The organism is Kineococcus sp. GCM10028916 (assembly GCF_042674865.1).
Taxonomy (GTDB): Bacteria; Actinomycetota; Actinomycetes; order Actinomycetales; family Kineococcaceae; genus Kineococcus.
In genome coordinates, this window is the sequence record NZ_JBHTFM010000021.1 from 293,292 (window position 1) to 306,486 (window position 13,195).

General features: G+C 72.8%; 11 protein-coding genes. All 11 read left to right on the plus strand.

The annotated features are described in order from the left end of the window. Positions 1 to 113 precede the first annotated feature (113 nt). The 11 genes from ACFQ46_RS23280 (at position 114) to csrA (ending at position 13,083) form a co-directional block, all read left to right on the plus strand. Entirely contained in the window at positions 114 to 392 is a 279-nt protein-coding gene (locus tag ACFQ46_RS23280) for a flagellar biosynthetic protein FliQ (RefSeq protein WP_380262536.1), read from the plus strand. Between the two features lie 5 nt (positions 393 to 397). Further along, a complete protein-coding gene (locus tag ACFQ46_RS23285) occupies positions 398 to 1,204 on the plus strand; it encodes a flagellar biosynthetic protein FliR (protein WP_380262538.1) in 807 nt (268 codons plus the stop codon). Continuing rightward, on the plus strand, positions 1,201 to 2,283 hold the full coding sequence (locus ACFQ46_RS23290; protein ID WP_380262540.1) for a flagellar biosynthesis protein FlhB: 1,083 nt from the start codon (positions 1,201 to 1,203) through the stop codon (positions 2,281 to 2,283). The genes ACFQ46_RS23285 and ACFQ46_RS23290 overlap by 4 nt, the downstream gene beginning before the upstream one ends. Before the next feature lie 91 nt (positions 2,284 to 2,374). Beyond that, complete coding sequence (locus ACFQ46_RS23295) at positions 2,375 to 4,612, plus strand: ATP-binding protein (protein WP_380262542.1); 2,238 nt, start codon at positions 2,375 to 2,377, stop codon at positions 4,610 to 4,612. Continuing rightward, positions 4,609 to 6,450 (plus strand): ATP-binding protein, encoded by a 1,842-nt coding sequence (locus tag ACFQ46_RS23300; RefSeq protein ID WP_380262544.1) that lies wholly within the window; start codon positions 4,609 to 4,611, stop codon positions 6,448 to 6,450. Before ACFQ46_RS23295 ends, ACFQ46_RS23300 begins: the two co-directional genes overlap by 4 nt. Before the next feature lie 89 nt (positions 6,451 to 6,539). Then, complete coding sequence (locus ACFQ46_RS23305) at positions 6,540 to 6,929, plus strand: response regulator (RefSeq protein WP_380262546.1); 390 nt, start codon at positions 6,540 to 6,542, stop codon at positions 6,927 to 6,929. A gap of 204 nt (positions 6,930 to 7,133) precedes the next feature. Beyond that, positions 7,134 to 9,188 carry a flagellar biosynthesis protein FlhA gene (flhA, locus tag ACFQ46_RS23310; protein WP_380262548.1) on the plus strand — a complete coding sequence of 685 codons (2,055 nt, stop codon included), beginning with the start codon at positions 7,134 to 7,136 and terminating at the stop codon, positions 9,186 to 9,188. A 10-nt stretch (positions 9,189 to 9,198) separates the two neighbouring features. Continuing rightward, complete coding sequence (locus ACFQ46_RS23315) at positions 9,199 to 11,619, plus strand: hypothetical protein (RefSeq protein ID WP_380262550.1); 2,421 nt, start codon at positions 9,199 to 9,201, stop codon at positions 11,617 to 11,619. Positions 11,620 to 11,689: 70 nt separating this feature from the next. Beyond that, positions 11,690 to 12,418: a PilZ domain-containing protein gene (locus tag ACFQ46_RS23320; RefSeq protein WP_380262552.1), complete on the plus strand. Its 729-nt coding sequence runs from the start codon at positions 11,690 to 11,692 to the stop codon at positions 12,416 to 12,418. Then, positions 12,415 to 12,660, plus strand: a complete 246-nt coding sequence (locus tag ACFQ46_RS23325) for a hypothetical protein (protein ID WP_380262554.1) — start codon at positions 12,415 to 12,417, stop codon at positions 12,658 to 12,660. Before ACFQ46_RS23320 ends, ACFQ46_RS23325 begins: the two co-directional genes overlap by 4 nt. 186 nt (positions 12,661 to 12,846) lie before the next feature. Then, positions 12,847 to 13,083: a carbon storage regulator CsrA gene (csrA, locus tag ACFQ46_RS23330; protein WP_328291669.1), complete on the plus strand. Its 237-nt coding sequence runs from the start codon at positions 12,847 to 12,849 to the stop codon at positions 13,081 to 13,083. Positions 13,084 to 13,195 lie beyond the last annotated feature (112 nt).

The window sequence follows — 13,195 nt, forward strand, 5'->3', positions numbered from 1 at the left end:
ACCCGACCGAACGCCCCTCCTGAGCCCGATTCAAGAACCTCACCCGATCGGCCGAGAACTACGCCAGAAGCGTGAACACCCCCGCACCACCCTCCCGACAGGAAGGCACCGCGATGACCGACGTGACCGTCATCCACATCGGGATGACCGCTCTCGTCCTCGCTGCCAAGCTCTGCGCCCCCATGCTGCTGACCGCGCTGGCCGTCGGCTTCGGCATCTCGCTGTTCCAGTCCGTGACCCAGCTGCAGGAGCAGACGATCGCCTTCGTCCCCAAGGCCATCGCCGTGGGTGTCGCGATCGTGGTGTGCGGCAAGTGGATGCTGCACGAGATGACCTCCTTCACCACCGCGCTCTACGAGCAGATCCCGTCGCTGCTCTCGCACGGCGGCTGAGCGGCGTGCAAGGACTGCCCTCGATCCCGCTGGACCTGATCCTGGCGGTCCTGCTGGCCTCGGTCCGCTCGGCGGCGTTCCTGATGTTCGCCCCGCCGTTCGCGAACAAGGCCGTCAACGGCCAGGTGAAGGCGATGCTCTCGGTCGCGATGGCCCTGCCCGTCGCGGGTCGGCTGCGCGACTCCGTGCCCGCTGCGGAACCGGGTCCGCTCATCACCGCCGTCGTCCAGCAGGCCCTCGTGGGGGTCGTCATGGGCGCCTTCGTCGCGTTGCTTTTCACCGCCGTCCAGGCCGCGGGCGACATGCTGGACCTCTTCGGCGGTTTCCAGCTCGCCAGCGCCTACGACCCGTTGATGCAGGTCCAGACGGCCATCTTCGGCAAGCTCTACAGCTGGACGACCACGGCGCTGCTCGTCGTCACCGGTGGGCACCTGCTGATCCTCCAGGGCTTCCTGCGCTCCTACGACGTGCTGCCCCTGAACGCGGGGATCGACACCGGGACCGTGGGGCGGGTGTTCACCGAGGGCATCAGCCAGCTGATGCTCTCGGCGCTGCAGATCGCGGCACCCCTCATCGCGGTGCTCTTCATCACCGACATCGGCCTGGGGCTGCTCTCGCGCGTCGCCCCGGCCCTGAACGTCTTCGCCATGAGCTTCCCGGTGAAGATCCTCATCGCTCTGACCCTGGCCGGGTTCACGTTCTCGATGCTGCCCGGGGTCGTCGCCGACATGGCCGGCACCGCGCGCGAGACCGTCGTCCGCCTCGTCACCCCCGGCGCTGAGGATCGCGTGAGCGGAGGTGGGGGCGGATGAGCGGGGAGAAGACCGAGAAGCCGACCGCCAAGCGCCTCAAGGAGGCGCGCGAGGAAGGCAACATCCCGTTCTCCCGCGACGTCGCGGCGTGGTTGTCGACGGGTGCGGGGGCGGTCGTGATCCCGCACACCATCGAGGCCGGCAAAGTCCTCATGACGCAGGCGATGACCGACATCGCCACCGTCGCCGCCGATCCCGAACCGGCGCGGGCCCTGTCGGCGATGTCGGACACGTTCTCCGGCATCCCCGGCGTCCTGGGGCCGCTGGCGTTCACGACGTTCATGGCCGTCGTCGTCTCCGGCGCGATCCAGGGGACCCTGCGCCCGGCGACGAAGAAGCTCAAACCCAAGTTCAGCAACCTCAATCCCGTGAACGGCTTCAAGCAGCACTGGGGCCCCCAGGCCATCTGGGAGGGCACGAAGTCGCTGCTGAAGACGGCCGTCATCGGCTTCGTCATGTGGATGATCGCCAAGAACCTCGCTCCCGACCTCGTCGGGCAGGGGGCGATGTCGATGTCGGCGGTGCTGGCCCTGACCAAGTCCGCCATCGCGAGGATGCTGATGGTCACCGTCCTCATCGGGCTGATCATCGCCGCCGCCGACTACGCCATGAGCTACCGCCGCACCATGAAGAAGCTGCGGATGTCCAAGCAGGACATCAAGCAGGAGCACAAGAACGCCGAGGGCGACCCGCTGCTCAAGGGCGCGATCCGCTCCAAGCAGATGGCCATGTCGCGCAACCGCATGATGTCCGACGTCGACAAGGCCGACGTCGTCCTCGTCAACCCCACCCACATCGCCGTCGCCCTGCGCTACGAACCGGGCACCGGCGCACCGAAGGTCGTCGCCAAGGGCGCCGGCGCGATCGCGACCAAGATCCGCGAGAGGGCCAAGGCGAACGACGTCCCCCTGGTCAAGGACGTCCAGCTCGCCCGCACGATGTACAAGAGCTGCAAGGTCGGCCAGGAGATCCCCCCGGAGTTCTTCGCCGCCGTCGCCAAGGTCCTCGCCTTCGTCATGAGCCTGCGCAGCCGCGGGTCCCTGACGGCCTTCGGCGAAGCCCACACCGTGCCCGCCTGACCGCGCCGGACCGCGCCGGTTCAAGGTCGCGGTGACCGCGACCGATGGTGACGGTGTGGGCCGACAGGGTGATGCGCGCGGTGCGCCGGACGTGAGCAGCCGCACCGCCCCCGCCCCCCACCCCGCCCCCCACCTCCGCTCCGCCCACCTCCACCCCGCACCGGGGGAGCGCCTGCACGAACTGCTCCCGCAGCCCGCCCCGCGCCCCGGCGCCCTGCACGAGGCCGCCCTCGCCCACGGCCGCACCCGTCGCCGCGTCGACGAGCGCGCGGCCGCCGCCGGCGGCACCTCCGTCGGCGCCCGCCTCACCCGCGCCCTCGGCGTCGTCGTCGCCCTGCTGCTGCTCGTCGGGGTCTCCGGCGCCGGGGGCCTGCTCGTCACCGGCTCCTCCCGCGCCCGGGAGACCCAGCTGCGTCAGCTCGAGTCGGCCAACGCCTCCCTCCAGCTCACCCTCTCCGACGCCGACTCCGCCCTGCGCGACCGCCGCGACAGCGGCTCCGCAGCGCTGCCGGCGACCTACACCACCGCCCTCGACGCCCTACCCGCCCTGCGGGGGCACGTCGAGACCCTCCTCACCGACCCGTTGCAGCGCAGTCTCTTCACCGAGCAGTCCCGACTCATCGACGCCTGGGTCGCCGCCAACGCGGACACCTCCGGGACCGAGCAGACGCAGGCCTTCGCGCGCCTGCGCGACGCCAACGCCCGCCTCGACGTCCTCGTCCGCGACCAGCGCCACGACGCGACCTCCGCGGAGGACTGGGTCCGCTACGGGGCCCTCGCCGGCACCGGACTCACCCTCGCCGCCGCCCTCGCCGTCGTCGCCACCACCGGACGCCGCACCCGCCGGGCCCTCGTGGACCCCCTGCGCTCCCTCGTCGACGTGCTCGACGCCCACGGCCGGGGCGATCGACGCGCCCACGCCGACCCCACCGACGGCCCCAGCGAAGTCCGCTCCGTGGCGCTCGCGGTCAACGACCTGGCCCGGGAGAACCAGCGGCTGCTGGACGCCGCGGAGCAGTCCGCGCGCCTGCACCGCCTCGCCGGGGACATCGGCCGCGAGGTCCGCGACCAGCTCGTCGCCCAGGACGCCCTGCAGGTGGCGGTGACCCGCCTCGGCGAGGAGCTCGACGTCGCCCGCGTCTGGGTCCGGATGCTCACCGACGCCGGGCTGGGCCCCATCACCCGGGAGTGGGCCCACCCGCCGCTGTCGCCGCTGACCGGTGGCCCCGGAGGCCCCGCGGGCGGCGCCGTCCACGGCGGCGGGTGGGCCGTCTTCGAGGACTCGCGCAGCTGGCTCCAGGAGCTGCACACCAGCGGCGAGGTCTACGCCGTGCCCGACACCCGCACCCTGCAGGGACGCTCCGCCACCCTCGACGCCTTCCTGCACGACTGCGGCGCGCGCGCCCTGCTGCTGGTGCCCATCGGTGTCGGGGACACCCCGCACGGTCTGCTCAGCGTCGTCTGCGGGGCCGGGATCCGCGACTGGTCGGTGCCGGAGGTCGAACTGGCCCGTTCCGTGGCCGTGGACCTCGCCCGTGCCCTGGTCCTGGCCGGGCTCTACCGCGCCCAGGAACGGCTGCTGGGGGAGCTGCGCGACGTCGAGAACGTCAAGTCCGACCTGCTGGCCACCGTCTCCCACGAACTGCGCACCCCCCTCACCTCCATCTCCGGCTACCTCGAACTGCTGCGCGACGGCGCCGTCGGGGAGGTCTCCGCGGACGTGTCCTCGGTGCTGGGCATCGTGGAACGCAACACCGAACGGCTGCGCTCCCTCATCGAGGACCTGCTGCTGCTCTCGCGCGTGGAGTCCGCCCCCACCGCCGAGGTGCGCGGCTCCACCCCCGTGGCCGACCTCGTCGCCGGGGTGGCCGCCGCCGTCGCGGCCGGCGCCACCAGCGGCGGGACGCTGCGCTGCACGACGCCGCGGGAGGAGCTGAGCGGGATGCGGGTCAACGGCGACGCCGGGCACCTGCACCGGGCCGTCCTCGCCGTCGTCGACAACGCGGTGAAGTTCTCACCCGTCGGCTCGCTGGTGCGCCTGCGGGTGGAGGAGCACAGCGGTCGCGTGCGGATCGTCGTGCAGGACAACGGGATGGGCATCCCCGCGGGAGAGGTCGACGCCGTCTTCGGGCGGTTCGCGCGCGGGTCCAACGCCGCCGTGCTCGCCGTGCCCGGCACCGGTCTCGGCCTCACCATCGCCCGCGACCTCGTCCGCCTGCACGGCGGGTCGCTCGCGCTGGACTCGGTGCAGGACCAGGGCACGACGGCCGTGCTCGAGCTGCCGCTGATCGACCCCCTCGAAGACCTGCGGATCGGAGGAGCACGGTGAACCACCTCACCCACCCCGCCCACCCGGTGCAGCGGACCCGCGGCTGCGCCGCGGACCGGTACGCCCCGCCCGAGGTCGACCGCCTGGAGGTCGTGCGCCTCGCCGCGCTGCACGGCTACGACCTCCTCGACACCCCCGCCGACCCCGCGCTGGACGCCGTCGTCCGCCTCGCCGCCGCGATCGCCGGCGTGGCGACCGCGACGATCAACCTCATCGACGCCCACCGTCAGTGCCAGCTCTCCGCCGTCGGGTTCGCCGGCGGGCCCAGCGAGCGCAGCGAGTCGCTGTGCGCGCGCAACCTCGGCCACCCCGAGGTCGTCCACGTCCCCGACGCCCGGCGCGACCCGCGCTACCGCGACTCCGCCTGGGTCGACGGCCGCTTCGCCGACGTCGTCTTCTACGTCTCGCTCCCGCTGGTCACCGCCGAGGGGCACCACCTCGGCAGCCTCTGCGTCTTCGACGTCGTCCGCCGCGAGCTGACCCCGGACCAGCTCGCCCGCCTGCGCGACCTCGCCGACGTCGTCATGGCGCTGCTGGAAGGTCACCGCCGCCACCGCGAGCAGCAGCGACTGGTCGCCGAGGTCGAGGAGCAGCGGGAACTGGCCGAGCTCACCCTCACCGAGCTGGAAGCGCGCGAGGAGTTCACCCGGGCGCTGCTCACCAGCGTCGACGTGGGCGTTCTCGCCTGCGACGCGGCCGGTCGCCTCACCGTCGTCAACCCCACGGCCCGGCGCCTCCACGGCCGCGACGCCGACCTGGGCCTGCCCGCGAGCGAGTTCGCCCGCGCCCACGGCCTCCACGCCGCCGACGGCCGCACCCCGCTGGAACCGGAGGAGGCCCCGCTGTGGCGGGCGCTGGTCGAGGGCCACGTCCGCGACGTCGAGGTCGTCATCGCCCCCGCGGGCCGCACCCCCGTGCGGGTCCTGTGCACCGGCCGCGCCCTGCACGACCACGCCGGTCGCGTCATCGGCGCCGTCGTGGCCATGCAGGACATCACCACCGACCGGGCCCGCATCCACGCGCTCGAGGTGGCGGGGGAGCAGCTGCGCCGGCAGGGCCGCGACCTGGCCTGCGCCGTCACCGAACTGCGCCGCTCCAACGACGAGCTCGGCGACCTCGCCGCCGTCGCCAGCCACGACCTCGCCGCGCCCCTGACCTCCGTGCTCGGCTACCTCGAGCTCGTCCTCGACGTCCACGGTGGCGCCCTCGGCGGGGAGGGCCGGGAGTGGCTGGCCACCGCGATGCGTGCGGCGCACCGGATGCAGGGCCTCATCGAGGCCGTCCTCGACCACGCCCGCGCCGACTCCACCGGTCTCGACGTGCGTCCCGTGGTCGTCTCCGACGTCCTCACCCACGTCGTGGAGGACCTCGGCGCCACCGCGGTGCAGGCCGAGATCGTCCTCACCGGCACCAGCCGGACCGCCCACGCCGACCCCGTTCTGCTGCGGCAGCTGCTGCAGAACCTCGTCGGCAACTCGGTGCGCTACCGCAGTCCGGAGCGACCCTGCCGGGTCGAGGTCCGCGTGCGCGACCTCGCCGGCGGCGGCTGGGAACTGGCCGTCGCCGACAACGGCCGCGGCATCCCACCCGGCCAGCGCGAGCAGGTCTTCGCCATGTTCGCCGTCGCGGTCAGCGCCGAGAACACCGCCGAGAACACCGGCGCTCGGCGTCCCGGCCACGGCATCGGCCTCGCCACCTGCCGGCGCATCGTGGCGCGCCACGGCGGGCGCATCAGCGTGGAGGAGACCCCCGGCGGTGGGGCGACCCTGCGCGCCGCCTTCCCGCCGGCGCAGGCCCCCCGCTGGGGCGCGAGCGGGGTCGCGGTGGCCCTCACGTGAGGCCCCCGGCTGCCGATGGGGCCGGTGGACGTCCGTCCCACACCTTCCCCGATCCGTCTGGATCACCAGGTCCCGCAGGAGGAACCACCATGGCTCGAGTGCTGGTCGTCGAGGACGACCCGGACATCCGCCAGCTCGTCGAACTGCGCCTGCGCGGCCTCGGCCACCGTGTCGTGTCGGCCGGTTCGGGGCCGGAGGCGCTGACCGTCATCGCCGAGCGCGGCGCACCCGAGGTCGTCGTCCTCGACGTCGCGATGCCCGGCATGACCGGCCTGGAGGTCCTGCGCACCCTGCGGACCCTGCCCGAGCACGCCCACCTGCCCGCGATCTTCCTCTCCGCGCGGGTGCGTCCCGAGGACATCGCCGCGGGCGAGGAGCTCGGCGCGATCTACCTCACCAAGCCCTTCGTCGTCTCCGCGCTGGCCGGGGCCATCGAGAAGGCGCTGACCGCGAGCGTCGAGGCCGCCGCCGGCTGGTGAGCCACCACCCCGACCCACGAACCCCCGATCCGTCCCGGACCGGGGGTTCGTCTCGTCTCGGGTTGGGTGCGTCCGGACGGGTGACTCAAGGAAGTCCCGGGCGGTGCCGAAGGAGGCACTAGCCAGGAAGGCTGACAGCAGGGCCATGGACGGGCCGCTGGACGAGGGACCCCGAACGGGGTACCGCGAACAACAGGCGGTGCAGTGCGACTCCCGAACTTCTCGCAGCTGGTGGTCCCCGCGGGGGTCGTCGGCATCGTCCTGCTGCTCGTCGTGCCTCTGCCGGCGGCCATGCTGGACTTCCTCATCGCGTTGAACATCACCCTGTCGCTGATGGCGCTGCTGGTGACGATGTTCGTCAAGCGGGTGCTGGACTTCTCGGTCTTCCCCTCGCTCATCCTGGTCCTCACCCTCTTCCGCCTGGGCCTGAACGTGGCCTCGACGCGACTGGTGCTCGGCAACGGCTTCGCCGGCAAGGTCATCGAGGCCTTCGGGCACTTCGTGATCTCCGGCTCGCTGGTCATCGGCCTGGTGATCTTCCTGATCCTGGTCGTCATCCAGTTCGTCGTCATCACCAAGGGTGCTGAGCGCGTCGCCGAGGTCGGTGCCCGCTTCACCCTCGACGCCATGCCCGGCAAGCAGATGGCCATCGACGCCGACCTCAACGCCGGCCTGATCGACGAGGACGCCGCCCGTCAGCGCCGCGCTGACGTCAGCGCCGAGGCCGACTTCTACGGCGCCATGGACGGTGGCTCGAAGTTCGTCAAGGGCGACGCCATCGCCGGCATCATCATCATGCTGATCAACCTCATCGGTGGGTTCGCCATCGGGATGGTCCAGCACGGGCTCGGCCCGGCGGAGTCGATCAACAAGTACGCCCTGCTGAGCATCGGTGACGGTCTCGTCAGCCAGGTGCCCGCGCTGCTGCTGAGCGTCGCGACCGGCCTCATCGTCACCCGCTCCACCAGCAACGGCGACATGGGCACCGAGGCCATCAGGCAGTTCTCGCAGCAGAAGATGGCCCTGCAGATCGCCGGCGGCGCGATGATCGTCCTGGCGCTCATCCCGAGCATGCCGAAGCTGCCGTTCCTCGTCGTCGGCGGGCTGGCCTTCCTCGCCTCCACCCGCATCTCCCGCCGCGACGCCAACACCGCCCGCGACGTGGCGCTCGCCGCCTCCGCCCCCGGCCCGGTCAACCCCAACGAGGCCGCGGAGAACCTGCTCGAGGAGATGCGCGTCGACCCCCTCGAGGTGGTCCTCGCCCCCGACCTCGTCGACCTCGTCGACACCTCCGGCGGTGGCGACCTGCTCGAACGCGTCCGGGCCCTGCGCCGCAAGATCGCCCTCGAACTGGGTCTCGTCGTCCCGCCCGTGCGCACCCGCGACTCCCTCGACCTGCCGATGTCCACCTACGCGGTGCGCATCTCCGGCGTCGAGGTCGCCCGCGGCACCGCCCCGCCCGGGCAGGTCCTCGCCCTGGGCGACAACCTCGACGGCCTCCCCGGACGCGCCACCGTGGAACCGGTCTTCGGCCTCGCCGGCAAGTGGATCCCCGCCGAACTGCGCCACCAGGCCCAGCTCATGGGCGCCACCGTCGTCGACCGCGCCAGCGTCCTCATCACCCACCTCGGGGAACTGGTCCGCACCCACGCCTCACGCCTGCTCTCCCGCGAGGACGTCCGCTCCCTGGTGGAGGCCCTCAAGCGCACCCACCCGGCCGTCGTCGACGAGCTCACCCCCGCGGCGCTCTCCCTCGGCGAGGTCCAGCGCGTCCTGCAGGCGATGCTCGACGAGGCCGTCCCCATCCGCGACCTCGCCCGCATCTTCGAGGCGCTCTCGCTCAAGGCCAAGGCCGGCTCCGACCTCGACGGTCTCGTCGAGTCCGCCCGCCGTGCCCTGGGACCGGCCGTCGCGGCCGTCCACGAGCAGGACGGCACCCTGCACGTCATCACCCTGGACCCGATGCTGGAGCAGACCCTGGCGGAGTCCCTGCGCCCCGGTGAGCACGGCGCGAGCCTCGCCCTGGACGCCGTCACGGCCGAGCACCTGGTGACCGCCTCAAGTTCCTGCCTCGAACGTGCCGAAGGGCACGGCATCAGCGCAGTCCTCGTGTGCGCACCCCCTCTGCGAGCCCCGCTGCGCCGCCTGCTGAAGGTGGCGGTGGGCCGCCTGCACGTCCTGTCCTACGACGACGTGAGCAACCACCCCCGGATCGAGACGGTTGGATCGGTGAGCGGTGTCCATGCACTTGCTTCTTGAAGGTTCTGACTTGCAGGAGCTGCTGACGCAGGTCCGTGAGACCCACGGCGAGACCGCCCGCGTCGTCCGCGCCGAACGCATCCGCTCCGGCGGCGTCGCCGGCTTCTTCTCCAAGGAGCGCTACGAGGTGACGGTCGAGATGGACGGCGACACCGCCGGCGACACGGTCAGCGGCTCGACCGGCGAAGCCTCCTCGCAGGACAGCACCTCCACCACCGCGCACCCGGCGGGGGAGGAGGAACGCGAGTCCCTCGACTTCGAGGCCCTGCTCGCCGCCGCCGACGCCGCCGAAGCCACCCCCGCGCCGGCCCCCGCCGCGCCCCAGGGCACCGCCACGCAGTTCGTCGCACAGCCCGCCGCGCAGCCCGAGGAGGACTTCGAGTCCGCCCGCCAGGGCCTGCTCGACATGCTCCGCGCCTCCACCGGCAGCGACGTCCAGGAACCGCCGTTCAAGGTTTCCGGGACGGATGCCGAGGAGGTCGGTGTGATCGCGCAAACGGGTGACAGCACCGAGGTCGAGGCCCCCACCGAGGACCGGTCCGAGGACCGCGACGAGGACCTGGTCGCCGAGCGGTTCGAGGCCCAGCTCCTCGAGGAGGCCCGCCTCGAGATCGAGCGCGCCGAGACCGAGCGCGCCGAGCGCCTCGAGCAGGAACGCCTCGAGCAGGAACGCCACGCGAACGAGCGCCACGAGCAGGAGCTCGCCGCCCAGCAGATCGCAGCCCAGCAGGAAGCCGACCGTCGAGCCCTGGAAGAGGAGCGGATGCGCCAACTGGAGATCGAACGCCAGCACGCCCACGAGACCGAGCGCCGGCACGCGCAGGAGACGGCCCGCCGCGAGGCCGCCCGCGAGCAGGAACTGCGCCGGGAGGAGGCCCGCGCCGACGTCCGTCGCCGCCAGGCCGACCGCATCGGCGCCACCACCGCACCGGCCCGCTCCCTCGGTGAGGTCCTCGCCGCCGCCGACGCCGCCGAGGGCACCCACCGCCTCGAGGCCATGTTCAGCGCCGGGCGCTCGCAGGACCCGCGTCAGACCCCGCGTCAGGTCGCACGTCAGGACCCGCGTCAGGACCCGCGTCAGGACCCGCGTCAGGACCCGCGTCAGGACACCGCGTCCCAGCAGCGCCCGCACCGCCCGATCTCCACGGAGAGCGATTCCTTCGCCGCGACGGTGGCCTCGATGCGCTCGTCGGCCAGCACCGGGGGAGAGGGGCACCGCTACGGACGATCCCCTGCGACTGGAGTAACTGCTGATGTACGCTCGGTGACGATGCAGCCTGCGCGGCCCGCTCGTCCCCGTCCGGGTCGCCCCGCGGTCGAAGCCTCGACCCGGACCGTTCGCAGCTCGGAGGATCGCGTGTCTGACCAGTTCGGTGCGGCCAACGGAGCCGCCAACACCCCGGTCGGCCGCCGCGGTGAGCCGGAGGGCCGTGGCCCCGCCCGCCGTCCGGAACTGCGCCGCCCCGCGGCCGTCGCCGACCAGTTCGCCGACCAGTTCGGTGACCAGTTCGGCGACCGGTTCGCCGAGGACCGCCGTGGCGAGTGGGCCGGCGACTACGACCAGCTCAACGGTCAGGTCAACGGGACCGCCAACGGCCAGGTCAACGGCCAGCTGAACGGAACGGCCAACGGCCACGGCGAGGCTCGTGACTTCGACCAGGCCTACCAGCAGGAGTTCGCGGGCCAGTACGCCCCCGAGCAGGACGACCGGTCTCCGCGCACCGCGGAGCGGACCTACCAGCCCACCAGTGCACGCGACGGGGACGAGAACGAGGCGATGAGCATGGATCTGACTTACCGTGAACCGGTGACCACCTATAGTGACCGCCCCTCGCAGCCGCGGATGCCGTACCGCGAACCGCAGGACACCGGCGACGTGCTGCGCCTGGCCCGTGACATCGAGGTCCCCGCGCCGCTGCGCGTGGGCGCCGGTGAGCTGGTCGTCGTCATCGGCGAGGCCGACGCCGTCGTCTCCGCCGCGCTGCTCGTCGCCGACGAGGTCGGTTCCGAGGCGCCGCTGGTGCTGGGTCGTGCCGACGTGCAGAACACCATCACCGCCGAGGAGCTGCCGGCCCGTCAGGACCAGGCCCGGCGCTGGAGCGCCCCGCTCACCGTCGCCATCCCGGCCCGTCCCACCGGGGCCGACGCCGAGCGCGCCGCCCGCATGGCCGCCGAGATCGGTGCCGCCTCCGTCGTCGTCTGCGTCGACGCCACCCGCCGCAGCCACGCGGTCGCGAGCCTGCTGCGCGCGCTCGAGGCCGTCGGGCTGCCCGCCCGTCGCCTGGCCGTGCACCGCGCCGCCGAGAGCCCGGACCCCCTGGACGTCCTCTCCCTCGACGTCCCCGTCGGCTTCCTCGACGGACGCCCCGCCACCTCCGGCGCCTGGGCCGGTCTGCTCCTCGACGCCGCGGGCGACCACGGGATGCGTTGAGCCGCAACGGTTCACGAACTCAACCCGTCGCCCGATCCCTCGAGACCAGAACCGGAGAACGACAGAGCCCATGGCCAGACGTGCTGCTCCGGGGGCGGAGCTGAGCCGCGCCGCCGCGCAGTGGCCCGGTCTCAACCACCGGGTCTGGGTGGAGCTGCAGATGCCGGACACCTTCGGCGGGGACCTCATCCGGCTCCCCACGCGGGTCGAGGACGCCCACGAGGGCAGCCTCGTGGTCGCGGCACCGAGCTTCCGCGGTGACCTGCACGTGGTGGCCCCCGGGCTGCCCGTGACGGTCGCCTGGGCGGGGGCGCGCGGCCAGAGCCGGCAGGAGTTCCTGATCGCCGAGGTCGTCCGTCGGCGGGTCTCGGCCTGGGACCTGGCGCCCTCCAGCGAGGTCGTGGTCGAACAGCGTCGCCGCTACGCCCGGGTCCCGGCCTCCGGGTCGGTCCGGCTCTCCCCGGTGGAGGGCGACCCCCTGCAGCGCGAGGCCGACCTCGCTGACGGCGTGGTCGAGCCCGTGCTGGAGGGCCACCTGGTGGACCTCAGCGAGGGTGGGTCCGCGCTGTCCGTGCGGGGCGGTTCCTGGCTGCGACTGGGGCGGCTGGTGCGGATGTCCTTCGAGCTCGACGGCGCCCCGCTCGACCAGGTCGGTCAGGTGGTCCGCTCGCTGGACTCCCTCGACCCCGACCTCGTCGAGGTCGTCGTCGCCTTCAGCGAGCCGGTGCCCGCCGCGGACCGCTTGCGCCGCTTCGTCATGCAGACCCAGATCAGGCAACGCCGTGGAGGAGACCGATGACCGCGATCGTGCTGGCCGTCAGCCTGCTGCTGGCCGGACCGTCCGTGCTGGCCGCCCTGCAGGGCACCGGCGACGTCGACACCGCCCTGCTGCACCTGGTCCTGGCCCTGCTGGTCAGCACCGTCGCGGGCCGCGTCCTGCGCGGACTGGTCCGGGGGTACCAGGAACAGGCCGAGAACGCCCCCCGCCCCGAGGCGGAGGACGTCGACGGTCTGCCGGGCCGTCGCCGCAACGACTTCTGAGGCCCTTCCGCCCACCGCTGGAGACCACCCGACGCCCGTTCCGCACCGCGGAGCGGGCGTCGGGTGTTTCCGGGACGTTTCCGCACCGGCTGAGACGGGTGTGACGGGTGGGGTCCGCGCCGGGCTGCGGAAATCTGTCACTAGAACGACATGGACGAACACGTTTCGTCACCTATGCTGGGCCCCATGCTGGTCCTGACGCGCAAGGCCGGGGAATCCGTGGTCATCGGCGACGAGGTCGTCGTGCGCGTCCTCGAGGTGAGAGGTGACGTCGTCCGCGTCGGCATCGACGCCCCCCGCGACGTCCAGGTGCACCGCCAGGAGGTCTACGAAGCGGTCCGCGAAGCGAACATCGCCGCGGCCGCCGCCTCGGAGGAGGCGATCTCCGCGCTGCGGGGCATCGTTCGCCGCGCAGGCGCCTGAGCCCCCGCTCCGAGTCCTGCTTCGAGAGGGCTTCACCCGTCCGGCCCACGCCGCCCTCAAGGGGGAGCGTCGACGGACCGAAAGCACCGTGAGAGCTGCTGACCTCCCGTGG